The organism is Pseudomonas sp. Tn43, assembly GCF_014192635.1.
Lineage (GTDB): Bacteria > Pseudomonadota > Gammaproteobacteria > Pseudomonadales > Pseudomonadaceae > Aquipseudomonas.
In genome coordinates, this window is sequence record NZ_JACHYG010000001.1 from 963,043 (window position 1) to 986,024 (window position 22,982).

Here is a 22,982-nt window from a genome sequence, read left to right on the forward strand (position 1 = left end):
TTTGCCGGCAAATGAACTCTCTGTGGCTAAAACCGGTCAGCTAGTTAGATCCTCATCCCCGGAGCACGGCGGCAATGGTTGATCCGTTCGAACGACAAAGCGCCATCGACGCCCACGGCATCATTGGCGACATGCGCAGCGCCGCGCTGGTCAACGACAAGGGCAGCGTGGACTTTTTCTGCTGGCCGGAATTCGACAGTCCATCGATTTTCTGCGCGCTGCTGGACACTCCCGAAGCCGGCATTTTCCAGCTCGCCCCGGACCTGCCCGACGCTCGCCGTGAGCAAATCTACCTGCCCGACACCAACGTCCTGCAAACCCGCTGGCTCAGCGATCACGCGGTGGTCGAAGTCACCGACCTGCTGCCCATCGGTGACAGCGAAGACGATTGGCCGATGCTGATGCGCCGGGTGCGCGTGGTCAGCGGACAAGCGACCATCGGCATGCGTTGCGCCGTGCGGCATGATTATGCCCGGGCTCCGACCAAGGCCCGCGCACGTGATCGGAGTGTGTATTTCGAGGCTCCCGGCCAGCCAGCCATGCAGCTGTGCTCGGATCAGTCCTTGCGCGTCGAGGGCCATGCGGCCGTCGCCCAATTCAGCCTCGAACAGGACCAGAGCGCCGAGTTCCTGCTCGGCGGCGTTGACGATGCGCGCTTCAAGGAAGGGGCTGCCGCGCTGTGCCTGGAACGCACCTTGAAATTCTGGCGTGACTGGATCGGCCAGTCCAATTATCACGGGCGCTGGCGAGAAATGGTCAATCGCTCGGCCCTGACCCTTAAGCTGCTGACCTCGCGCAAACACGGCGCCATCCTCGCCGCCGCCACCTTCGGCCTGCCGGAAACACCCGGCGGCGAACGCAACTGGGACTACCGCTACACCTGGATCCGCGACGCCTCGTTCACCGTCTATGCCTTCATGCGCCTGGGCTTCGTCGAGGAAGCCAACGCCTATACGCGCTGGTTGCGCGGTCGGGTCAGGGATTGTCACGGCAAGACCATGAAGCTCAACATCCTCTACGCCATCGATGGCCATCAGGAACTGCCGGAAGTTGAACTGCCACACTTGGCCGGTCACTGCGGCGCGACACCGGTGCGTATCGGTAATCAAGCCTACGATCAAATCCAGCTCGACATCTTCGGCGAGCTGCTGGACGCGGTGTACCTGGTCAACAAGCACGGTGAAGCAATTTCCCATGAAGGCTGGAAACACACCGTGGAAGTGGTCGATCAAGTCTGTGAAACCTGGCAGCAAAAAGATGTCGGCATCTGGGAAATGCGCGGCGAGCCGTATCATTTCCTGCACTCGCGACTGATGTGCTGGGTGGCCGTGGACCGGGCCATCCGGCTGGCCTCTAAACGCTCGCTGCCCGCCCCGTTCGCCCGCTGGGACCAGACCCGTCAAGCGATCTACACCGACATCTGGAGCAACTTCTGGAATGAAGAACGCGGACATTTCGTCCAGCACATCGGCGGCACCGGCCTCGACGGCTCGATGCTGCTGATGCCGCTGGTGCGTTTTGTCAGTGCCAAGGATCCGCGCTGGATCGCGACCCTCGAAGCCATCGAGAAAACCCTGGTGCGCGCCGGCATGGTCTACCGCTACCGCAACGACGATGGCCGGATCGACGGCCTGCCCGGCACCGAAGGGGCCTTCGCTGCGTGCTCGTTCTGGTACGTCGAATGCCTGGCCCGTGCCGGCCAGGTGGAAAAGGCCCACCTGGAGTTCGAGCAATTGCTGAAGTACGCCAACCCGCTGGGGCTGTATGCCGAAGAATTCGACAGCCATGCCCGGCATCTGGGTAACACGCCACAAGCGCTGACGCACCTGGCGCTGATCAGCGCGGCGAGTTTTCTGAACAGGAAGTTGAGCGGGGAGAAAAACTTCTGGCAGCCCTGAAGACCGGGTTGCGCTGAACCTGTAGGAGCGAGGCTTGCCCGCGAAAAGGCCATCATCCCTGATACAAGGCTCACTGCCGCCAAAACTCGTCGGAAATATCCCCTTTTACGACGTTTTTTTGTAGGACCGAGGCTACACCCAATGAACTTAAACCCGCACCGTCAGCCACTACTGTCCCTCCGTGGCGAGGGGGCTTGCCCCCGTTGGGGCGCGTAGCGGCCCTTTGAATGCACAACCCATTTCCTCCAGAAGCACCGCATTTGCTGGTTTTGCGGCCGCTGCGCCGCCGAACGGGGCAAGCCCCCTCGCCACAGAACCGGGTAGGCCGAACCTACAATCACTCAACAAAACCAGCCCAATCAATACGCGGTAACTCATTCCTACATCCGGAAATACCTTGTTGCCAGCGCCTACATCCGTCCCTACCATCCACGTCAACGGGCACAGCGGAGCTGTCCAACAAAACCCGAATTCAAGGAACCAGAATGACCCAGCGTATCCATCGCAGCATCGACACCCCACTCCGATCAGGCCTGAACCGGGATGAATTGTGGGAAGGCCACGACAAAGGCCTGATCAAATGCTGGGAAATCGGCCGCCAACGCGCCGCCCGCTTTCCTGACCTCGCCCAGCAATGCCTCATCGGCGAACTCCCGGTGCTGGGCTGGAAAGGTGGCATCAGCCGCAGCCTGAAGAAACTCGAAAAATACGGATCCCTCAAATACCTCGCCCAATGGCAGGGGTTGCGCGGGGAAGATCTGGATATTGATTTGAGCGCAGAACGGGCGTTGACCTGTTCCAGAACCAAAATGGTCGTGACGTTTACACCGGACCGGTCGAAGTATTTCAATCAGGTGGTGGACGTCGAAGCCTGAGAGGAAGGCTCTACGACGACTTGACTCGTCCCTCAAGGCAATACTGGTTCTGCTGGTGAGCTGACGCAAAACCGCTCGCGATAGGCTTGCGGCGTCACGCCCATGGCTCGCAGAAAACTGCGGCGCAAGGTCTCTTCACTGCCAAATCCGCATTGCACCGCGACCCGTTTGATCGGCACACCGGTGTCGCTGAGCAGCCTTCGCGCGGTCTCGACCCGAATCAGTTCGATGGCCCGCGCCGGTGTCTGGCCGGTGTCGGCGCGGTAGTGACGGACGAAGCTGCGCTCGCTCATGCCGGCCTGCAAGGCCAGGGTCGGGATGCCGAGGTCCTTGGTGAGGTTTTCGCTGATCCAGGCATGAAGTTCGTCGAAACGATTACCTTCTTTTTGCAAAGACAGGGTCACGCTGAACTGCGACTGGCCACCCGGACGCTTGAGAAACACCACCAGTTGCCGGGCGACGTCCAGGGCCATGGTTCGGCCCAGGTCTTGTTCGACCATCGCCAGGGCCAGGTCGATGCCCGCGGTGACCCCGGCCGAGGTCCAGACCGGGCCGTCGTTGATGAAGATCGGGTTGGGTTCGACGTGCAGTTTGGGGTGCTGCTGCGCCAATTGCTCGCAACGAGTCCAGTGCGTGACCACTCGCCGGCCATCGAGCCAACCGCTGGCCGCCAGCAGAAACGCCCCGGTACACACCGACGCCACCCGCCGACACCCCGTCGCGTGCTCACGCACCCAGGCCACCAGCGACTCGTCTTGCGCCGCCGCGTAAACGCCCCAGCCTCCGGCAATGATCAACGTGTCGCTGCCCTGATCCGGCAACGGCTCTGCCAACAGCGCCAACCCCGCCGATGACATCACCGCCCCGCCACCGCTGGCAATCACCGAGGGCGCATAGGGTGGCGGCAAACCGTGCTGGCGAGCAATGTCATTGGCCGAAGCGAACACCTGCAAGGGGCCGGTGACGTCGAGCACTTGTACGCTGGCAAAGGCCAGCACATGAATGGTTTTCGGGGTACTGGGCATGTTTGGCGTAATTCGTGGGGTTATTGGCGTATGCGCCAGATCCTACGAGCCTAGAGTGAAGCCGTCCACCCAACCAGGAGAAAAAGCACCATGACGTTGCAGATCGGTTTTCTGTTGTTTCCCCAGGTTCAGCAACTGGACCTGACCGGCCCTTATGACGTGCTGGCCTCGTTGCCGGACGTGAAGGTGCATCTGATCTGGAAGAACCTGGTCCCGATCACCGCGAGTACCGGGCTGGTGTTGAAACCGACCACCACGTTCGACGATTGTCCGCCGCTGGATGTGATTTGCATTCCTGGCGGCAGCGGCGTCGGGCCGTTGATGGAGGATGACGAAACCCTGGCCTTCATCAAGGCAAAGGCCGCCCAGGCGCGGTATGTCACCTCGGTATGCACCGGCGCGCTGGTGCTTGGCGCGGCGGGGTTACTCAAGGGCAAACGCGCCACCACTCACTGGGCGTATCACCCATTGCTCGGGGTTTTGGGGGCGATCCCGGTGAATGATCGGGTGGTGCGCGACGGCAATCTGTTGACCGGTGGCGGGATCACCGCGGGGATCGATTTTGCCCTGACCCTGGCGGCTGAATTGTTTGATAAGGACACCGCGCAACTGGTGCAGTTGCAGCTCGAATATGCTCCGGCCCCTCCGTTTGCTTCTGGCAGTCCCGAGACAGCACCGGTCAGCGTACTGGAGGAAGCCCGCAAACGCGCTGTCGCGTCGTTGACATTGCGCTCGGAAATCACCGAACGTGCAGCGGCGAAACTCGCCCGCCAGTGAAAGAACCGGCTGCGGGAGCTATCGCCCTCGCAGCCTGTCGCTCAGGCCGCAACATCCGTCGCCGTTTTTGTGCAGCCCCAAAACGTCCTCTCAAGCATTCGCCGCACGCCGACCATTGGGCACAAACAGCTCGACCGTGCCATCGCCATAAGCCCGCTCCACTTTAGAGATGACCACTTGATAACCTGCGTACCATTTGCGGTACTGTCGCTTGGCCTCCAGGTGCCTGGGATGGCTGGCGAACTCATGGATAGAGGCTTCGTCCTGCCAGTAGTAACTGGCGTTGATCAGCTCGCCATCTGCCGAGCACCAGGACTGGGTGCCCACGAACCCTTCGATGCTGATCGCGACTTCGTCGATCAAAGCGCTCAAGCGGTTGAACTCCTCGTCCCGTTGCCCGGGTTTGTAAATAAACGAAGCGATGTACATGCACAGGTTCCTTTTCAGTGAATGAGTCAGACCGGACGGGTCATCAGGGCCAACCGGATGGCGAGCAACAGCAGTACTGCGGCCAGCCCCAATGACTGCCATTTGGCGAATGTCGAAAGGCTGGAAATACGCCCGCTGACAGTACTGCCGAAAACCCCGAGCAGGGTGTGAAACACACCACTGACCAGCGTCAGCACCACGCCCAGCAGCACAAGCTGTAAGGCAATGGGGCCCTGCTGCGCATCAACGAATTGCGGCAGGAACACCATGAAAAACAGCAAAGCCTTGGGGTTTAACAGGCTGTTGAGCATTGCCCGAATCATCAGGGTCTTGAGCGGCACTCGCGCAACATCCGACGTGTCGCTGGCCGAGGTTTTTTGCAATGCCTTGAATGCCAGCCACAGCAGGTACAGGACACCGGCATACCGGATCAGGTCAAAGGCCGGCGGCCAACTCGCAATCAGCGCCGTAACCCCCATCGCGGTCAGCGCCGTCAGAATCAGATCGGCCAGGCCAATGCCTAATCCCGACGCCACGCCACCGCGCCAGCCATAACTGGCCCCATGGCTGATCACGAAGGCCATGTTCGGCCCGGGCGACAGTAGCAGCAGCATCACCGCACCGACGAAAATCGATAAGGTTGCAGGGTCAATCACGGCGCAGTCTCCGTCCTGGAAAGCCTGTAGATTAGAGCGCTAATCTGATACAAACAAAAAATTGATCCAGATACAAAGAGCCCCACTCATGACCCGTATTCGCTACAAACGCCTGGTCGATGAATTCGCCGGGAAGATTCGCAGCGGTGAACTACCACCGGCCACGCAATTGCCGACCATTCGCGCGCTGATGCAGAACGAGCGAATTGCGCTGGCCACGGCATTGCGGGTCTATAACGAGCTGGAAGCGATCGGCCTGGTCGTAGGCGAAACCGGCCGTGGCACCTTTGTGCGCGACACTTCGTTGCCTCGAGGGCTGGGGCTGGAACAGCAACCTTTGGGTATCGGCATGGTAGACCTGACCTTCAATTACCCGTCGGTACCCGGGCAGGACGAGTTATTACGCGAGGGTCTTCGAGCAATTGCCGCATCCGGGGATATCGATGCGTTATTGCATTCCGCGCCTCAGGGCGGACGGGTGCATGAACGGCAGACGGCGGCCCGGCATTTACGCAATCGGGAAATTCGAGTGGGCGCAGATCAGGTGCTGATCGTCAACGGCGCCCAGCAAGGTCTTGCCGTGACGCTGATGGCATTACTCCAGCCGGGAGATATTCTGGCCCTCGACGCCCTTACCTACCCCGGTCTGAAAACCCTGGCCCAGGCCCATCGACTGGACCTCGAAGCCCTGCCGCAAATTGCCGGGCACACCGACCTCGACGCCTTGGAAGCACTGTGCAAACGGCGCCCCGTACGGGCGATTTACAGCATGCCGACGATGCACAATCCGCTGGGGACGGTGATGTCCATCGCCGACCGTGAACGCCTGGTGCAATTGGCCGAACGCTATGATTTTCTGATCATCGAAGACGGCGCCTATGCCTTCCTCGCAGAACCCGCGCCCAAACCGCTGTTTACCTTGGCCCCGCAGCGCACGCTGTATATCAGCGGCCTGTCGAAAAGCATTGCCTCGGGTCTGCGCATTGGCTTCATCGTTGCCCCCAAAGCGATGATGCCGGTACTGGAACAAGCCATCCGTGTGTCGACATGGAGCACTCCGTCGCTGACCGTCGCTCTGGCCTGCCGCTGGATCGATAGCGGCGAGGTCGACAATCTCGAAGAGCAAAAGCGCCTGGACGCCCGGCAACGACAGGACCTGGCTCGGCAAATCCTGAACCATTGCGATGTGGTGACGCATCCCGCTTCCTACTACCTTTGGCTCAGATTGCCTGAAGGATTGCGGGCCGAGACGGTGGTTGCCGAATTGGAACGCAAAGGCGTGCGGGTAACCAACGCCGAACCCTTTGCCACGACCACTCATGTGCCTCCTGCCCTGCGGGTGGCCATGGGATCGATCAGCCTCGATGTGTTGAAGCGCGCCCTGGAAACTTTGCGTGAAGTCGTGGACATCTGACGGGCTTTTCTGACGCCCATGAAAAAACCCGCCGAAGCGGGTTTCTCAAGACCATTGCGACATCCTGTCGGCAGCCATCCTGGCGTATGGTCGATCATCCGTGATCCTGAGCACGTCCTGTGCTTCAGTTGATGGATCCAGATTAAACGCATCGGTGAAGCATCAAAAGACGACATACCACTGACTACGTGTAAGCCATTGACCATTCAGCGCCTGAAAACCTTCCCCTGTAGCAGCTGCCGAAGGCAGCTGCTACAGGATCGCGTTTTTTTGCACGACGAAAAAAAACCCGCCGAAGCGGGTTTTTCCCAAGACCATATCGACTCCCTGTCGGCAGCGATCCTTGCTATGGTCGATCATCCGTGACCCTGAAGCACTTCCTGTGCTTCAGTTGATGGGGTTAGATTACGCGTGGGATCCAATCTGCAATAGACGACATAACTACTATCGCGTGTAAGACATTCGCTATAGCCGCCCCTCCGAAAACCCTTGGATGGCTGCGCCATCATGCATTAAAGCCACGAGTTTCATGGCTTGCAGCCATTAACTTCCCTGACGCCGCTCGTGAGTCTTGGGATTTGTTTCCAGAAACTGTTCGATATTATTCATCTGCTCTTCCCAGCCCCGGCTGTCCATGCGGAACGCCTTGAGCCTGCGCGACTGGGGGATGTGATCGAAACCGGACTCGACAACCGTCAACAATGTGCCTTCGTCCATATCCTGGAGTTCGAATTTCACCAGCGTAGTGGGTTCTTGGGAATAGTCGGTTTCGGGATCGACTGCATACGGGTGCCAGCGAAACGAAAACACCCGCTCCGGTTCGACACGCTCCACCAGCACATTCCACAACAAGTGCTCATAACCAGGATAAGTGATCTGCCCCTGAGTCCACTCTCCGGCGACAAAGCGCTTGCCTTCGAGCGCCACGCCGAACCATTGACCGAAGACTTCGGCATTGGCCAGCACGCGCCATACCTGCGAGCGCGGCGCCTTGAGCAGGATCTTCCTTTCGATGCGATCTGATGCTGGGTTCATAAGTCACCTCCTGTAGTAAACAGTAGGCCTGTAAAGACCATAAGACCAACCTGAAAGTTGTATCAAACGCATGCCGCCATCGAGCGTGCCTGAAATATTCGGCCTCAGTTTTGACCATAAGTTCTGGTTTGAAGGAAGAGTCAGCAGGTTGAAACTGCTAACGTTTGCAACGACGGGAACCCTTACAAGGACGATTCATGCAGCCTTCACTTACGGAACGTTATCGTGCAACCTTGCTGGGGCTTGCGTGTGGGGATGCCGTTGGCACCCGTGCCGAGTTCCAGCCACGCGGCTCATTCGCTCCGCTGACCGATATGGTTGGAGGCGGCCCGTTCAATCTGAAGCCAGGGCAATGGACCGATGACACTTCCATGGCGCTTTGCCTGGCAGAAAGCCTGCTGAACAAAAAAGGTTTTGATGCGGCCGATCAAATGGGTCGTTATCTCAACTGGTGGCAATCGGGTTACCTGAGTTCGACCGGCGAATGCTTCGACATCGGCATGACCGTCCGTGAAGCGCTGACTCGTTATCTCGAAAACGGTCAGCCATTCGCAGGTTCCACCGATCCCTACACAGCTGGCAACGGTTCGCTGATGCGGTTAGCGCCAATAGTGTTGTACTACTTTCCCGACCCCGAGCGGATCAGGAGGTTTTCCGCGGACAGCTCGCGCACGACCCATGCGGCGCCGGAAGCACTTGAATGCTGTCAGTTGCTTGCCGAGCTGATCCGCAAGGCATTGCAAGGAGCGTCCAAGCAAGATTTGCAGAGCCTGCCAGAGACGACGTTCGTGGAGTTGAAGGTGGCGAACATTGCCCGGGGCGATTACCTCGGCAAATCCAGAGAAGATATTCGCGGTACCGGTTACTGCGTTGCATCACTGGAAGCGGCCTTGTGGTGCTTTCACCACACTGACAGTTTTGAAGCCGCCATCCTCGAAGCCGCCAACCTGGGCGATGACGCCGATACCACTGCCGCCATCGTCGGCCAGTTGGCCGGGGCTCACTACGGTGTGCGGGCGATTCCTGACGGGTGGCTTGCGAAATTGCACAGGCGCGATGATATCCAGGCCTGTGCAGACCAATTGCTCGCGGCTTCGGGTGCCCTTGGTACAAGTTGAAACTTCCCAGACTGCCCCCAACTTTCCATCATCACAGCGAGCCCCCTCATGCCTCCACATTATCTCCTTGCACTGACGCCACTGTTTTTCGCTTCTTTTGCACAAGCCATCGACTGCGACAACGCCACCGACCAGTCGACGATGAATCAGTGCGCGGCGCAGCAGTACAAAGCCGCCGACAAGGAACTGAATACGCTTTACCAGCAAATCACCACACGGTTGAAGGACGATCCCGAGGCGAAAAAGCTGTTGGTCGGCGCGCAGCGCTCATGGATTGCGTTTCGCGATGCCGAGTGCACGTTCTCGGCGTCCGGGGTGGCGGGTGGCAGTGTGTATCCGCTGATCTACAGCAACTGCACCACTGAGCTGACCAAGAGGCGGGTCGAGGCGTTCAAGACTTATTTGAAGTGCCAGGAAGGGGATTTGAGTTGTCCGGTGCCTGAGGCTTGAGGCTGCGGTGTGCTTGAGGGCCTCTTCGCGGGCAAGCCTCGCTCCTACAAGGGGCTTTGGCGGTACATAAATTGTGTGTCCACCAAAAAACCCAATGTAGGAGCGAGGCTTGCCCGCGAAGGCGTCCGCTCAGGCACCACAATTACCGCATGAACACCTGCGTGGTAGTGACCGCCATATCCCCACCTGGCAACTTGATGTTGCCGATCTGCTTCAGGCTATCGGCATCGAAAATCGCCACATCGTTAAATGTCCCGGTCAGGTAGAGCTTGCTGCCGTCCTTGTTGAAGGAAATGCAGTAATAAGAATGATCAAGCGTCGCCGCCTGCAGCATTTTCTGTTGCTTGATGTCGTACTTGGCCAAGCGATTGAGCACACCGAACATCAGGTTCGGGTCCTTGGGCGAGCGCATGCCGCTGAAGTAGATCTCCGTCAACGGGCCGAAATCGGTGGTCTCGGTCTTGCCGGTTTTCAGATCAATGCTGAACAGTCCGTAAACGTACTCGGCGGTGGCCGGGTCCTGCTTCTTGTCCTTGAATTTCGCGGCAGTGTAGAGCAGCGAAAAATCATGCTGGTAGGTTTGTTGATTCCATATGTAAAGCACATCCGGCGCACTGTAGTTGGGGCGCTTCCAATGCCGACTGGGGATCAGCACGTCGAACTTGCCGGTATTCACATCGACTTTGTAGATATCCGCCCCCGCCACATACAGCGTGCCATCGTCGCCGCTTTGCATGATGGTCAGCTGCCGCGGCGCCGGGAAACTGCGCACAGGCTTGGCGTCCATGCCGGCGTCGGTGGCGTACACATCAAGCCGGGGTTGCTGCACTTCGTAGCGATCATTGAGCATTAACGTCGGGTTGGCGATGGTGAACAGTTCCTTGCCGTCATGGCTGACGGTGAAGGCGAACATCGATTTCGCTTTCTCCCCCGGCTTCTGGGTGATGCTGGCGTGGAACACCTGCTTGCAGCTGTCCAGCTCAACACCGTAGACATCCGCGTAATGGTTGTTCAGCACGTAAGCGGTCTTGCGATCCGGAGACAGTTGCACGGTGCCAGGACCGAAAGCGTCCGGCATTTTGCAGGTCTTGAACAGGCTGTCGGTGGCCAGGTCGATCACGTGCAGGTTGTTCGGGTAATTGGTGGTCACCATGTATTCGTGACCGATTTGGAGCGCGGTACTTTCATCGGCCAGAACACTGAGCGACATGGCGCTCAGGAGGCAGAACGCGGCCAGGCCGCAGGCTTTGATGCTAGGCATGCTGGAATCCTTCTTCTTTGTCCGACTGCTTTCAATGGACGATCATTTGTCTTTAGGAAAGACAGTCCCGAGGTTGCGCCAGTTTTCGTTGGACGCCTGGGCATCCTTGTTCCAGTCCGGGTAGGTGCTCATCATGTCCGGCACCTGGGCCGGCCACCAGCACGGGTCGGAGCAGCCATAAAGGTCGGCTTCCATCGGCTGGCACAACGACGACACACCGCCGAAAGCATCGATTTCCCAACCGGGGTCGGTGGTCGAGGCGCAGCCGGCGACGGAACTCATCGCCACAACTTCCTCGATACGGTTTTCGGCCGCGGCCTGATCCATTTTCAGCGCTTTGTTATTGATTGCCTTGAGATGTTTCATGTCAGTGAGCCTTGCGCGGAGTGATGTAGCTGCTGATGAACGCAGGGTTGTGAGCCATGATCCGGGTATAGACCTCAATGCCGAAGTCGACCCAGTCACGCATCAGTTCGCAGTAGTGATAGGTCGGATGGGTCGGGTCGCCATATCGGGCATAGCTCTCGTGGTAGCAGCCGCCGGAGCAGAGATTGCGGATCTGGCAGTCTTCGCAACCGGTGTTGGTGCGGTCCAGACGCTGGGACAGGAAGTCGTTCAACTCGACCTGTTTCACCCCGCTGTGAACGTTGCCGAAGGTCGGCAGGCTCGAACCGGTAAAGCGGTGGCACAGGTTCAATTCGCCCTTGTGGTCCACCGCCAGCATCTTCAGACCCGCGCCGCACGGCAGGGCCTTTTTGTGGCCTTCATGGATGTCGGTAATCAGCTGGTGCAGGTTGGAGAAGCCGATATTGCGGTGCTCCAGCGCCGCGTCCAGATAGCGCCGGCCGAGCTTTTTCATGTTAGCGAAGACTTCGATCAGCTCGTCACTGGTCAGGTTGAAGCTGCTGATGTCGCCGGAAGTCACCGGAGCAAAACCGACTTCGGCAAACCCCAATTCGTTGAACAGGTGATCCCAGATGGTTTCAACGTCGGTGACGCCAGTGGTCAGGGTTACCCGCGCGCCGACCGGACGACTGTTGTAGCGTGACAACAGCATCTCGGCCTTGCGCCGCACCACGTCATACGTGCCCTGCCCGCCCACCGTGATGCGGTTGCGGTCGTGCACGGTTTTCGGCCCGTCGATGCTGACCGAGAGCCCGAAGCGATGGGCGTTGAGGTAATCCACAGTGTCTTCGGTGAGCAGCGTGGCGTTGGTGGTCATGACGAACTCGACGAACTTGCCCGCCTCGGCAAAGCGCTTCTCGCAGTAGTCGACCATGTACTCGATCAGCTTGCGATTGCTTAGCGGCTCGCCGCCGAAGAACACCACGGTGAAACGCTCTTCATCCGGGGATTCGCGCAGCAGCATTTCCACCGACGCGACCGCTGTTTCGACGTTCATTTTCTTGCCGGCCGACGGCTTGTCGAGGTCTTCCTTGTAGCAGTAGGTGCAGCTCAGGTTGCAGCCGGTGTTGACGTTGAGCACCACGGTATTGATCGCGGTGCGCTCCACCCGTTTGGTGCCGATGTCCGGGGTCAGTGGCGAGCCGTCGCTGACCAGTTCCAGAGCCATCAGCTCGCGCAAGGTCTCGGTGATTTCTTCGCCGTTGAAGCGTGTGGCCAACCGCTGGATCAAGTCGTCCGATGAACAGCCAGGACCGCGCAAGGTATCGATGATGGAGCCCGTCAGTTCATCGCTGGCGAACAGCGAACTGCTGGGGATATGGAACAGCATGCGGTCGGCGTCGACATGCACTTCGTGCAGGTTCCGTTCGACCAGATTCAAAATAGCGCCCATTGCAAACCTCATGTGCAAAACCCCCGGTTCAGGGCTTGCGGTCATTCCAAAAAGTGTCTGAAAAACGCGTACGTTCAGCCAACTCAAGGAATGGGTGGATTGTTCCAACGTTGCACGGTGACGATCAGGTGGCCCTCGCCGGTCAGGGATTTCCCGGCATCGTCCACGGCGGCGATCACCTTGAGGTTGCCGGCATTGTTGGTGGACATTTTGCGCGCAGGGTTCGGCCCGGCATCGCCTGGGGTGAACACGCCGGTGTCGGCCTGCATGGTGCCGGCGAACTTGACGTCCTCATCCTCTTTGGCGCGCTCATCGAAGGCTTCGACTTTCCACTGCGCCGGGAACACGCCGATGCGATACGGCTTGCCATCGGCATCCTTGCCCCAGGCTTCCGCATCGAACCGGCCCTGGACTTTCGGCGTTGAACCGCCGCCCCCGCCAATCCGCGCCACCGAGAATTCGGGCACGACTTTGACTTCGGCGATCTTGCTGTAGACCGACAGGGTCGGGCCGTTCAGCGTGCCAACCGTGACGTTGCGCAGGCCCGGTTGGGCATTGGCAGCCGCCTTGAGTTTGACCCGCAGACGTTCGGGACTTTGCTCCAGTACCTCGACCACTTCCACCCCTTTGCCGAAGCTCGGCTTGCCGGTGAGACCGCTGCCGATCAAGGTAACTTCGGTTTCGCTGCCCGCCTTCAGATAACCCGGCTGCACCGCCAGCAAACGACTGGAACCCTGTTTGGCGGCGACGAAGTCCAGACCGCGCTCGTCGTGCTCGGCTTCGAACATCCGGCCCTGCATGGCGTTGTCCTGAGCGGCGAATACCTGACGCATGGTCACGCCATCGATGGTCACGTTGCCGCGCCATTCGTAACCGGTGTAGAGAATCGCGCTGCCATCGCCGTTGAATGGCGTGCCATCGGCGTATTGGCCTTTGACGCTGATCTTGAAGGTATCGCTGCCATCGGCCGTCACGCCCATTACACCGGTCAGTGCGCCTTTACCCGGCAGGTGGCCGCTGAAGCTCCAGTCGCCGACCAGCTCCTCGGCTTTCGGCGCGCTGCTCAGCCATTTTTTCCAGGCCGGGTTGTCCAGCGAATAACGTTTGGCCAGCAGCGGCACCATGTCTTTGCGGGCCAGATCGAACCAATCGCGGTCGCGGGACAGGGCCTGGTATTCCAGGGACGGCCATTGGCCGAGGTGGAAGTTCACCAGACGCTCCCATTCCTGAGCCGGTCGACGCTGCAGGGCAACCCGCGCACCGGAGTGGCAGCGGCCGCACATCTGGCTGGTCAGCTCGTCGAATTTCTCGACGGTATTGAGTCGCCGCTCCAGCGCATAACGCACGCCGTCGGTTTCGCTCGGCGCCAGGCCTTGGGTGTCGGCCAGGTATTTGACCAGGGTTCGGCGGTCCTCATCGCTGATCTGCAAACCGTGCATGGTCTGCATCCGGGCGATGCTCATCAGCCAGCCTTCCGGGGTTTTGCGCTGGTGGCTGATGCGGCTCAGGGCACTATCGGCTTCGGGGGTATGACAGCCCTGACAGGTTTCCTTGAGGATGGTCTGGGCGTCGCGAGCTGCCAGGCTGTAAGGCGAATGCAGCGCCACACAGGCCGCCACGGCCAGCAGACTGACACTCAGGCCTGATCGGAGTTTTCTCTTCATCTACGTCGAACCTCGCACGGTGCTTTCTTATTTTTGTGGCTTATCGTTTTTATGGTTTCTGCCGTCGGCGGTGACCCGCTGACGGAGGCAAGAGAAACGTCTGCGATGAGCAATACACGGAGCGTGCCAGCTTAAGGAATACCTTTTTAATCAATCAGTTAACTGAATAAATCGGCTTTTGAGCGCATCAGAACGAGAATGCCCGCGTCCAATATCGCGACAGCTGTTGCAGTCTGAGACAAGCATAGATGCCTGCGGTCGGAACACTTCATCGCTCACGACGTTGCGGTGCCCCAACAAGGGCAGAAGATTTTTGAGGGTTGTAGATAGCGGGACGTTTCCAGGAAATCCATCATGACCCGACGGACATACGCCGCACCACTGACGTGGTGCGGCGCATCCATCGGCTCAGCTGAAAAACGTCGGGTGAATGCTTTTGTGAGCTGCAATTTCTTGCCGCATATCAGCGACCAGCGATGCGATCGCGTGGGGGCTGTCCAGTGTCCATACCGGTACATGGGTGGCTACCAGATCCACTTTGCCGGTCATGCAATCGCAGACCCGAATCGTCATGGACTGGTCCGCTTCCAGGCTGCAAGTGCACACGGCGGGCAGAAAACTGTGCTCAATGATGTTTTGAATTTCCAGGGTTGAAAGGAACATCGCTACCTCCCTCACGCCAGATGTGTGGCTGGGCAAATACTCCATCATTCACCCTATTAACCTGAAAATTCTAATCCTCAATGGCAGGTGTCTCAAGACCGTAACAGGTTGCTCGTCGTCTCATCCGCTGTCGCGATTTGCGACAAAACCTGGGTGCCACTCTTCTCCCTTCATGGCTCAAAACCCCACCGACAAAGGGCTATCCGCCCGTTCCTGATACTTGGCACAGCCATTGCCAACCGTGGAGAAAGCTCCGTTCTCATGCACAACAAGAGGTCTCGTCATGCCCCTCCCCTATCTGCTTCCCGCCACGTCGGCTTTTATCCAGCGCGCACCGCGCATGCTTATCGGCGGTGACTGGGTCGAGGCCGCCGACGGCCAGACCATGCCCCTGCACAATCCCGCCACCGGCGAAGTCCTGTGCGTGGTGCCACGGGCCACACCCGAGGATGTCGACCGCGCGGTACTCGCCGCCCGTCAGGCCTTCGACGATTCAGCCTGGACCCACACCCGGCCCCGGGAGCGGCAGAACCTGTTGTGGAAACTCGCCGACCTGATGCAGCGCGACGCCGAACTGCTGGCGCAACTCGAATGCCTGAACAACGGTAAAAGCGCGGCGGTGGCCCAAGTGATGGACGTGCAGCTGTCCATCGACTTCCTGCGCTACATGGCCGGTTGGGCAACCAAGATCGAAGGCTCCAGCGTTGACGTGTCGCTGCCGCTGATGCCCAACGATCAGTTTCACAGTTTCATTCGCCGCGAAGCGGTGGGCGTGGTCGGCGCCATCGTCGCCTGGAATTTCCCGTTGCTGCTGGCCTGCTGGAAACTCGGCCCGGCCTTGGCCACCGGTTGCACCGTAGTGCTTAAACCCGCCGACGAAACCCCGCTGACCGCACTGAAACTCGCCGAGCTGGTGCTGGAAGCCGGTTACCCCGAAGGCGTGTTCAACGTAGTCACCGGCACCGGCATCACGGCGGGGTCCGCCCTGACCCATAACCCGCTGGTGGACAAATTGACCTTCACCGGCTCCACTGCCGTGGGCAAGCAGATCGGCAAAATCGCCATGGAATCCATGACCCGGGTCACGCTGGAACTGGGCGGCAAATCGCCGACCATCGTCATGGCCGATGCCGACTTGAAGACCGCAGCAGCGGGTGCCGCCAGTGCGATTTTCTTCAACCAGGGCCAGGTTTGCTGTGCCGGTTCCAGGCTGTATGTGCAGCGCAAACATTTCGACAATGTGGTGGCGGACATCGCCGACATCGCCAATGCAATGAAGCTCGGCAATGGCCTGGACCCGAGTGTCGAAATGGGGCCGCTGATTTCGGCGCGCCAACAGGAGCGGGTTTACGGTTACATCGAAAAGGGTCGGGAAAGTGGCGCGACCATCGCCTGTGGTGGCGAGCAATTCGGGCCCGGGTATTTCGTCAAGCCAACGGTGATTGTCGATGTCGATCAGCGACATTCGCTGGTGCAGGAGGAAATCTTCGGCCCGGTGCTGGTGGCGATTCCATTCGATGATGAAGCCGATGCGTTGCGCATGGCCAATGACAGCCCTTACGGCCTGGGAGCGAGCATCTGGTCGAATGATTTGGCGGCGGTGCACCGGATGATTCCGCGAATCAAATCGGGCTCGGTGTGGGTCAACTGCCACAGCGCCCTGGACCCGGCGCTGCCGTTTGGCGGCTACAAGATGTCGGGGGTCGGGCGTGAAATGGGGTATGCGGCGATCGAGCATTACACCGAGTTGAAGTCGGTGTTGATCAAGTTGTAATTTCGGCGATCTCAAGGCCGCCATCGCGGGCAAGCACGCTCCCACAGTGATTTGTGTGATGCCGCAGATTGCAGCTTCATCACAAAACCTGTGGGAGCGGGCTTACCCGCGCTAGGGCCGCACCGGCCAACAAGAATCTCAGGGTTTGAAACCTTGTGCGATCAACCACCCCCGAACCAACCGCCCCTGCTCCATCGTCAATCCGGCCAACACCCGCTCGGCCGGCTCGGTGCGCAACTGCCGCACCAACGGTGCCAGTTCCACCCCTTGCACATGCCAGATCCCCAGCGGCTGATCCGCTGTGATCACCACCTCGGCCTCATCCACAAATCCATCGCGCAGTACCGGCGCACGCTCGACTCTCAACGAGGAAAAATCCGCCTCGGCATGCGCCACTTCAGCATCCGGCCACTGCCGCCGCGCCAGCCAGAACGGCTGATCCCGCCACCGCTGCTCATCGGCATAAAAATCCCGGCCAATACGCGCAAAACGCAAAAACAACTGCTCCACCCGCTGCTGATGAAAACGCTGGGCCAGCAACGCCCGCTCAGGTTTGCGCAATAGCGTGTTGATCACCGTTGGCGCCTGCAACGCCGAAGACAATGACTGAAAGATGCCATTACCTGACAGCGGATCCACCGCCATCGCCGCGTCGCCCACCCGAATCCAGTGATCGCCACACACCTGCGGACACACAATTGCCGTGCTGCTGCGGGCATGCAGGTGCAGATCGGTTTCCGGCTCATTCCCGAAAAACTCCCGGGCCAACGCCGAATCCTGGCGTCGCTGACGGCAGTAATCGAGCAATATAGCCTTGCCCGGCAACTCGGCACTGGCCACGTCCACCGTCCATTGCCAGTAACACTGGCCGTCGGCCCGTCGCGCCATCCAGGCCCAGCCGTCCTCAAGGCTCTCCACAGCGCTGGCCGTTGTACCCGGCGCACCTTGCCAGCGATTGAGCAAGCTGACCGTCTCCGGCCCACGCAGGCCTTTGCCGAGTGTCGGCGCTTGGCGCCCGCGAGCCTCCACCAGAAAATCCGCGACCAGTGCTTCGCGTCCCTCCAGTTCGATTCGATGCCCCGAAGCCGTCGACTGCACCGCCAGCACCCGAGCTTCGATCAGTTCGACGCCGGCCAGCCGCAAATCCTGCCGTAAGCCTCGATCAAAGCTCGGGCGATCCAGGAGAAATTCGATGTTTTGCGCATGCTGCTGGCCGTTCCAGGACACCTGCCTTTGGGAAGGCTGCGCCGCATCCGTCAGCGCTTGATGCAGTCCCGCCGCCCGCAAGGCATCGAGCACCCGCACGGAAACCCCTTCCAGCGCCGCAAACCGTCGCCATTCACTGACCAGCGTTACGGCATACCCGAGCCGTCGCAGCCCCAGGGCCACCGCCGCCCCCGCAGGCCCGGCACCAAGAATCACAATCGGGTTCATGCTCCGGAGCGCCTTTCAGGACCACGATAACGGGCGTTCTCACGCAGCCACTCGACTACTTGTTCGTTGCTCGCCTCGGGATTTTCAACCAGGAAGCTTGCGATGTGCCCGCTCAATGCCGCACAACCGAGGCTCGCGCCAGACTGCCCTGGATAGGTGCCATGAACACACGCGGCAAAATCCGCCTGGGCGCTATTGAGCCACGACCATTGCTGCTCGGCGCAACGCGCATCGCCGGTGACCCGCAACACCTGAGGATAATTCGCCGGAAACACACCCTCGCCCTGGGCCGGGCTGGATGCACACAGCATAATGCCCTGTGCTGCCGCTGACGCGCAGGCTTCACGCAACAGACGGCGATCCTGCCGCAAACCGAGGCTCAGATTGATTAACCGCACGTCCTGCGCTCTCAGCCAATCGATCGCAGTGGCGATTTGCAAGGCGCTGGTGACGCCGCGCTGGTCAAACACCTGGGCCACGCAAAAAACTGCCGAAGGCGCCCGTCGGCCAATGGCCTCGATCACCGCGCTACCATGGCCCAGCGGATCGTCGCGCACATCGCTTTCGAGCAGTCCGTCTTCCAGCAACGAGAACCGTCGACCGGCCACAACCTGCACCCGTTGCGCCACTGAGTGACCGCTGTCCACCACACCAATCCGCAGTTCAGGCTTCATGCTGCACCGTTTTGGACGTGAGCACGCCATCCAGCAATTCAAAGCGCAGATCGGCATCGGCCAGGGTCGAGGGGCGATGGCTGATCAGAATTCGTGTACGCCCGGCGAACAGCCGATCAATGGCCTCGATCACTTCGCGCTCGGTGGCTTCATCGACCGCCGAAGTTGCTTCGTCCAGCACCAGAATCAACGGATCCTGCAGCAACGCCCGGGCGATGGCGATGCGCTGTTTCTGTCCGCCGGACAACTGCTGGCCGCGCTCGCCCAAAGGACTGTCGAGGCCTTCCGGCAGGGATTCGATCAAGCTGTCGAGTTGCGCGAGCCGTGCCACTTCGGCAATGGCTTCGCGACTGGCGTGCGGCGCGGCGTAGGCCAGGTTGTCGGCGAGGCTGCCGCGAAACAATACGATGTCCTGGCTGACCACGGCGATCCGCCGACGCAACTGGAACAGGTCCAGTTCCCGCAGATCGACTTCCCCCAGCAACACCCGGCCGGATTGCGGATCATGGTGCCGTTGCAGCAGGTCGATCAGGGTCGATTTGCCGACACCGGAGCCACCGCTCAGGGCGACTTTCAAACCGTAGGGAATCCGCGCTTCGATGCCGCGCAAAGTCGTGGGGCGACCGGGATGGCTGAAGTGCACGTTGTCGAAACGCAATTCGCCAGAAGCCGGCATCGGCTGCGGCACAACCGGCGTCAGCACGGTCGGTTCTTCACCGCGCAACTCCATGACTCGCCCGAGGCTGACGGTCATCCGCTGAACCGCGACGTAGAGCCCGAGCAGGCTCTGAACCGGGCCGACCGCCATCCCAAGATAGGTCGAAAAGGCGATTAGCGCGCCCAGTTGCCAAGTCCCTTGCACCACCCAGTAACCGCCAATCAAAAACGCGCAGGCCCGGGACAACGACGTCAGGGTTCCGGGTACCGCTTGAGTGACAAATTCGGTGACTTGCAGGCGCAGAAGCTGACTCATATACCCGTGACCCAACGTCTCCAGCCGCCGCGCTTCTCGCTGTTGCTGACCGGCGGACTGGATGAATTTCATCACCGGCAAGGTCTCGATCATGAACGAGGACATGTCCGCCGAACGCTCGCGCAACTGCCGCACATCGCGCTCGACTTTACGCCGCATCCAGCGCAGCCAAAGCACATCGAGCGGAATCAGTACCAGGGCCAGCAGCGAGAGTTGCCACGACAACGTCACCAACATCGCCACAGCGACCACCAGACCGATCACGCTCGACACCGCAGAGAACAGTGAGTCCACGGCAAAGCGCTGGATCTCCGCGACATCGCCATCGAGGCGCGACATTAAATCGCCGATTCGCCGCTGGCCGTAGAAACCCGGCGAGAGGGTTTGCAAATGCCGATAAAGGTCATCGCGCAGGGAAAACAGAATCCGGCCGGACAGTCGCGTGTGCAGGTACCGATTGATGCCCGACAGCGCCGTGCCTAACAACCCGGCGACGATCATCAGCCCGGCGATCAGCACCAGCATCGGAAAATTGCGCGCCAGCAGGCCATCGTCAATCAGCAGTTTGGTCAGCCAGGGCTGTACCAATACCAGCGACGAAGCGCAGACCGACAGACCAAGCAGCCCGGCAATCGCCCACCGATGCGGCCGTACGAAGCTGTACAGCCAGCGCAATGCCGCTTGCAGGGCCATGGGGTTCTGGCTGTCGATCAGCCGAACGATCAAGCGCAGCATCACGAACGCAACTGTTTAAGCTTGCGATACAGGGTCGCGCGACTGATGCCCAAGGCATCGGCGGCGGCGGAGACGTTGCCTTGGTGAGTATCCAGGGACTGGCGAATCAGCTCCAGTTCCTGTTCACGAATACTGCCGCCCTGAGGGCGTTCGCCGGCGGTCAATTCGTCGAGCATGCTGTCAGGCAAATGGTCGAGGGTGAGCACGGTGTCTCCCGGCTCGCGCATGGCCAGCGCGGTGCGCAAAACCATTTCCAATTGGCGAATGTTGCCTGGCCAATGATAGTTGCCGAGCAAACGCATCAAATCATCATGCAGGACCACCGTAGGCGCGCCGAGTTTGGCCAGCAAACGCTCGACCAGGCCATTGAAGTCGTCACGTTCGCGCAGGGCCGGAAGCATCACACTGATACCGTTGACCCGGTAGAACAGGTCCTCGCGGAAGTGCTTGTCTTCCACCAGACGCTTGAGGTCGCGGTGAGTGGCACAGATCAGCGCGATGTCGATGTCTTGCTCTTCTCCAGCACCTAGCGGTGCAACCTTGCGGTCCTGCAAGACCCGCAGCAGACGAGCCTGCAAGGCCAGCGGCATGTCGCCAATTTCGTCGAGAAACAACGTGCCGCCATGGGCCTGTTGCAAGCGACCGACCATCCCGCCCCGGCGCGAACCGGTGAAGGCGCCTTCGCGGTAACCGAACAGCTCCGATTCGATCAGGCCTTCAGGAATTGCTGCGCAGTTCACCGCGACGAAAGGTTTGTCGCAGCGCGTACCGGCCATGTGCAGCGCTCGGGCAATCACTTCTTTACCGGTGCCCGTTTCGCCCAGCAGCAACACCGGCAGTTCATTGGCCAGGCCCTGGCGGGCCATGCGTAACGTCCGGGCGTAACGGGCATTATTACCGGCCAGGGATTCGAGATCAGGCTGTGGTTTGGCAGTTTTGGCTGAGCTGCGTGATGGGGTGCTGACATTGATCGACCGCTGCGGTGCGCGCAGGGTTTTGTAGAAAAATTCGCCTTTGGCGGTTTGCAAACTGCCGATGCCGCCCTGATGCAGTCGCGATAACAATTGCAGGCCATCGATACCCAGAAACTCTTCACAGCGTCGCCCTACCAACGCCGAACGCTCGGCGTGGAGCAACTGACAGGCTTGGGCACTGACCGCAAGAATTTGCCCGCCGAGACTCACCGCGAGCAAGCCCTGCCAAGGGGATTCGAGGTATTGTCGACGGCTGTGGAAGGCCAGAACGATCTGGTCCGGGTAACTGGCGTTGAACACGCGGCTTTCAATCTGGCTGACGGCCATGGTCAGCAACGCGGTGCTGTCGTGAACACGGCCGAGCGGGCCTTCGCGGGTCAGGTCGAGCACACCGAGGATGTCGCCTTGAGGACAATAAATCGGCACTGAGGTGCAGGAGAAATCAGTCAGGCGATCAAGGTAATGTTCGCCGCAATCGATCAAAGTTGGCCGGGCTTCGACCAATGCGGTACCCAGCGCATTGGTGCCACGCGCCGCTTCGCTCCAGCAGGCCCCGAGAGCGATGTCTTGCAGGCCGCTACCCCTGAAGCGGTCGGCGCGACCTTCGGCAGCGAGGATAGTGGCGTCGGAATTGGCCAGGATGATCAGCCCTTCCTTGCCCTGACGCTCGGCCAGATAGTCGATTGCCGGCATCGCCGCATCGATCAACAACCGATTGCTCACCAGCAGCACTTCAAGACTCGCGCTCGATTCCAGCGCCAGCTCATGCTTGGCATTGAAATGCACGCCATGGCTGAGGCTACGCCGCCACGACGCATCGATTTCCGCACGCAATACGCCATCAGGGACGGCGCCTTCGAGATGAAGCTTTTCCCGCGCCAATCGAGCTTCGCGGTGCAGCTTGGGGGAAGTTGTTTTTATTAGCGTCATCAAGCGCTCCGGATCGGTCCGCCCTGCACTTTTAAGTTCAGCGCCCTGTCGCAATCTTTACGTTAACGTCAGGGTTATGGCAAGTGCCTTATGGCGCTTGGGTTTGGTCCGTTGCACCACGTGATCTCGATCATAGATCAATCCGCCTGCATCGACTCTTGATGTAAAGGATGCCGATCCGTGATCTTCAAGTCAGTCTGTTAAGAAACGAGCTGCGCCCGTTCTACCGAAACGTCATGAACAATGCAGCCGAATGTAACCACCGCGGCACTTTCCTGCGGACAAAACAAAACCCCTACCTGCAGATGCAGATAGGGGTTTCGGAATTTGATCTTGACGATGACCTACTCTCACATGGGGAAACCCCACACTACCATCGGCGATGCATCGTTTCACTGCTGAGTTCGGGATGGGATCAGGTGGTT

General features: G+C 59.7%; 20 protein-coding genes and 1 rRNA gene. 7 read left to right on the forward strand and 14 right to left on the reverse strand.

Annotation, left to right across the window (positions count from 1 at the left end):
- The first annotated feature begins 74 nt into the window (after nt 1–74).
- Complete coding sequence (locus FHW68_RS04250; protein ID WP_183678970.1) at nt 75–1,898, forward strand: glycoside hydrolase family 15 protein; 1,824 nt, start codon at nt 75–77, stop codon at nt 1,896–1,898.
- A 485-nt stretch (nt 1,899–2,383) separates the two neighbouring features.
- Nucleotides 2,384–2,773 carry a hypothetical protein gene (locus tag FHW68_RS04255; RefSeq protein WP_095634606.1) on the forward strand — a complete coding sequence of 130 codons (390 nt, stop codon included), beginning with the start codon at nt 2,384–2,386 and terminating at the stop codon, nt 2,771–2,773.
- Between the two features lie 32 nt (nt 2,774–2,805).
- Here the strand turns inward: FHW68_RS04255 and FHW68_RS04260 are convergent, their stop codons facing one another.
- Complete coding sequence (locus FHW68_RS04260; RefSeq protein ID WP_183678972.1) at nt 2,806–3,798, reverse strand: GlxA family transcriptional regulator; 993 nt, start codon at nt 3,796–3,798, stop codon at nt 2,806–2,808.
- Between the two features lie 90 nt (nt 3,799–3,888).
- On the opposite strand from FHW68_RS04260, the gene inhA reads away from it, so the two are divergent.
- Nucleotides 3,889–4,575 carry an isonitrile hydratase gene (inhA, locus tag FHW68_RS04265; protein WP_095634608.1) on the forward strand — a complete coding sequence of 229 codons (687 nt, stop codon included), beginning with the start codon at nt 3,889–3,891 and terminating at the stop codon, nt 4,573–4,575.
- A gap of 90 nt (nt 4,576–4,665) precedes the next feature.
- Here the strand turns inward: inhA and FHW68_RS04270 are convergent, their stop codons facing one another.
- The gene (locus FHW68_RS04270) at nt 4,666–5,004 is read right to left on the reverse strand and encodes an antibiotic biosynthesis monooxygenase (RefSeq protein ID WP_183678974.1); all 339 of its coding nucleotides are present in this window, start codon (nt 5,002–5,004) and stop codon (nt 4,666–4,668) included.
- Nucleotides 5,005–5,030: 26 nt separating this feature from the next.
- Nucleotides 5,031–5,660 (reverse strand): LysE family translocator, encoded by a 630-nt coding sequence (locus FHW68_RS04275; protein WP_183678976.1) that lies wholly within the window; start codon nt 5,658–5,660, stop codon nt 5,031–5,033.
- Nucleotides 5,661–5,748: 88 nt separating this feature from the next.
- On the opposite strand from FHW68_RS04275, the gene FHW68_RS04280 reads away from it, so the two are divergent.
- Nucleotides 5,749–7,074, forward strand: a complete 1,326-nt coding sequence (locus FHW68_RS04280; RefSeq protein ID WP_183678979.1) for a PLP-dependent aminotransferase family protein — start codon at nt 5,749–5,751, stop codon at nt 7,072–7,074.
- Nucleotides 7,075–7,617: 543 nt separating this feature from the next.
- On the opposite strand, the gene FHW68_RS04285 is transcribed toward FHW68_RS04280, so the two are convergent.
- Nucleotides 7,618–8,109 (reverse strand): SRPBCC family protein, encoded by a 492-nt coding sequence (locus tag FHW68_RS04285; protein WP_095634612.1) that lies wholly within the window; start codon nt 8,107–8,109, stop codon nt 7,618–7,620.
- A 197-nt stretch (nt 8,110–8,306) separates the two neighbouring features.
- On the opposite strand from FHW68_RS04285, the gene FHW68_RS04290 reads away from it, so the two are divergent.
- Nucleotides 8,307–9,227, forward strand: coding sequence for an ADP-ribosylglycohydrolase family protein (locus FHW68_RS04290; RefSeq protein ID WP_183678981.1), 921 nt, complete (start codon nt 8,307–8,309; stop codon nt 9,225–9,227).
- Nucleotides 9,228–9,275: 48 nt separating this feature from the next.
- Entirely contained in the window at nt 9,276–9,677 is a 402-nt protein-coding gene (locus FHW68_RS04295) for a lysozyme inhibitor LprI family protein (RefSeq protein WP_095634614.1), read from the forward strand.
- A gap of 142 nt (nt 9,678–9,819) precedes the next feature.
- Here the strand turns inward: FHW68_RS04295 and peaD are convergent, their stop codons facing one another.
- From peaD to FHW68_RS04320, 5 genes are all read right to left on the reverse strand, one after another.
- Complete coding sequence (gene peaD, locus FHW68_RS04300; protein ID WP_183678983.1) at nt 9,820–10,938, reverse strand: quinohemoprotein amine dehydrogenase subunit beta; 1,119 nt, start codon at nt 10,936–10,938, stop codon at nt 9,820–9,822.
- A 42-nt stretch (nt 10,939–10,980) separates the two neighbouring features.
- On the reverse strand, nt 10,981–11,304 hold the full coding sequence (qhpC, locus tag FHW68_RS04305) for a quinohemoprotein amine dehydrogenase subunit gamma (protein ID WP_046032633.1): 324 nt from the start codon (nt 11,302–11,304) through the stop codon (nt 10,981–10,983).
- Between the two features lies 1 nt (nt 11,305).
- The gene (peaB, locus tag FHW68_RS04310; RefSeq protein WP_183678985.1) at nt 11,306–12,736 is read right to left on the reverse strand and encodes a quinohemoprotein amine dehydrogenase maturation protein; all 1,431 of its coding nucleotides are present in this window, start codon (nt 12,734–12,736) and stop codon (nt 11,306–11,308) included.
- Nucleotides 12,737–12,819: 83 nt separating this feature from the next.
- Complete coding sequence (gene peaA, locus FHW68_RS04315; RefSeq protein WP_183678987.1) at nt 12,820–14,400, reverse strand: quinohemoprotein amine dehydrogenase subunit alpha; 1,581 nt, start codon at nt 14,398–14,400, stop codon at nt 12,820–12,822.
- 408 nt (nt 14,401–14,808) lie between these two features.
- The gene (locus tag FHW68_RS04320) at nt 14,809–15,063 is read right to left on the reverse strand and encodes a DUF1652 domain-containing protein (RefSeq protein ID WP_095634618.1); all 255 of its coding nucleotides are present in this window, start codon (nt 15,061–15,063) and stop codon (nt 14,809–14,811) included.
- A gap of 283 nt (nt 15,064–15,346) precedes the next feature.
- On the opposite strand from FHW68_RS04320, the gene FHW68_RS04325 reads away from it, so the two are divergent.
- The gene (locus tag FHW68_RS04325) at nt 15,347–16,837 is read left to right on the forward strand and encodes an aldehyde dehydrogenase (protein ID WP_183678989.1); all 1,491 of its coding nucleotides are present in this window, start codon (nt 15,347–15,349) and stop codon (nt 16,835–16,837) included.
- 138 nt (nt 16,838–16,975) lie between these two features.
- Here FHW68_RS04325 and FHW68_RS04330 read toward each other — a convergent pair whose 3' ends face one another.
- From FHW68_RS04330 to rrf, 5 genes are all read right to left on the reverse strand, one after another.
- Nucleotides 16,976–18,271, reverse strand: coding sequence for an FAD-dependent monooxygenase (locus tag FHW68_RS04330; protein WP_183678991.1), 1,296 nt, complete (start codon nt 18,269–18,271; stop codon nt 16,976–16,978).
- The gene (locus FHW68_RS04335; protein ID WP_183678993.1) at nt 18,268–18,945 is read right to left on the reverse strand and encodes a S8 family serine peptidase; all 678 of its coding nucleotides are present in this window, start codon (nt 18,943–18,945) and stop codon (nt 18,268–18,270) included. Before FHW68_RS04335 ends, FHW68_RS04330 begins: the two co-directional genes overlap by 4 nt.
- Nucleotides 18,935–20,653: an ABC transporter ATP-binding protein gene (locus tag FHW68_RS04340; RefSeq protein ID WP_183678995.1), complete on the reverse strand. Its 1,719-nt coding sequence runs from the start codon at nt 20,651–20,653 to the stop codon at nt 18,935–18,937. The genes FHW68_RS04335 and FHW68_RS04340 overlap by 11 nt, the downstream gene beginning before the upstream one ends.
- A complete protein-coding gene (locus tag FHW68_RS04345; protein WP_183678997.1) occupies nt 20,653–22,557 on the reverse strand; it encodes a sigma-54-dependent Fis family transcriptional regulator in 1,905 nt (634 codons plus the stop codon). Before FHW68_RS04345 ends, FHW68_RS04340 begins: the two co-directional genes overlap by 1 nt.
- Before the next feature lie 331 nt (nt 22,558–22,888).
- A 5S ribosomal RNA gene (gene rrf, locus FHW68_RS04350) occupies nt 22,889–22,982 on the reverse strand; the annotation flags it as partial.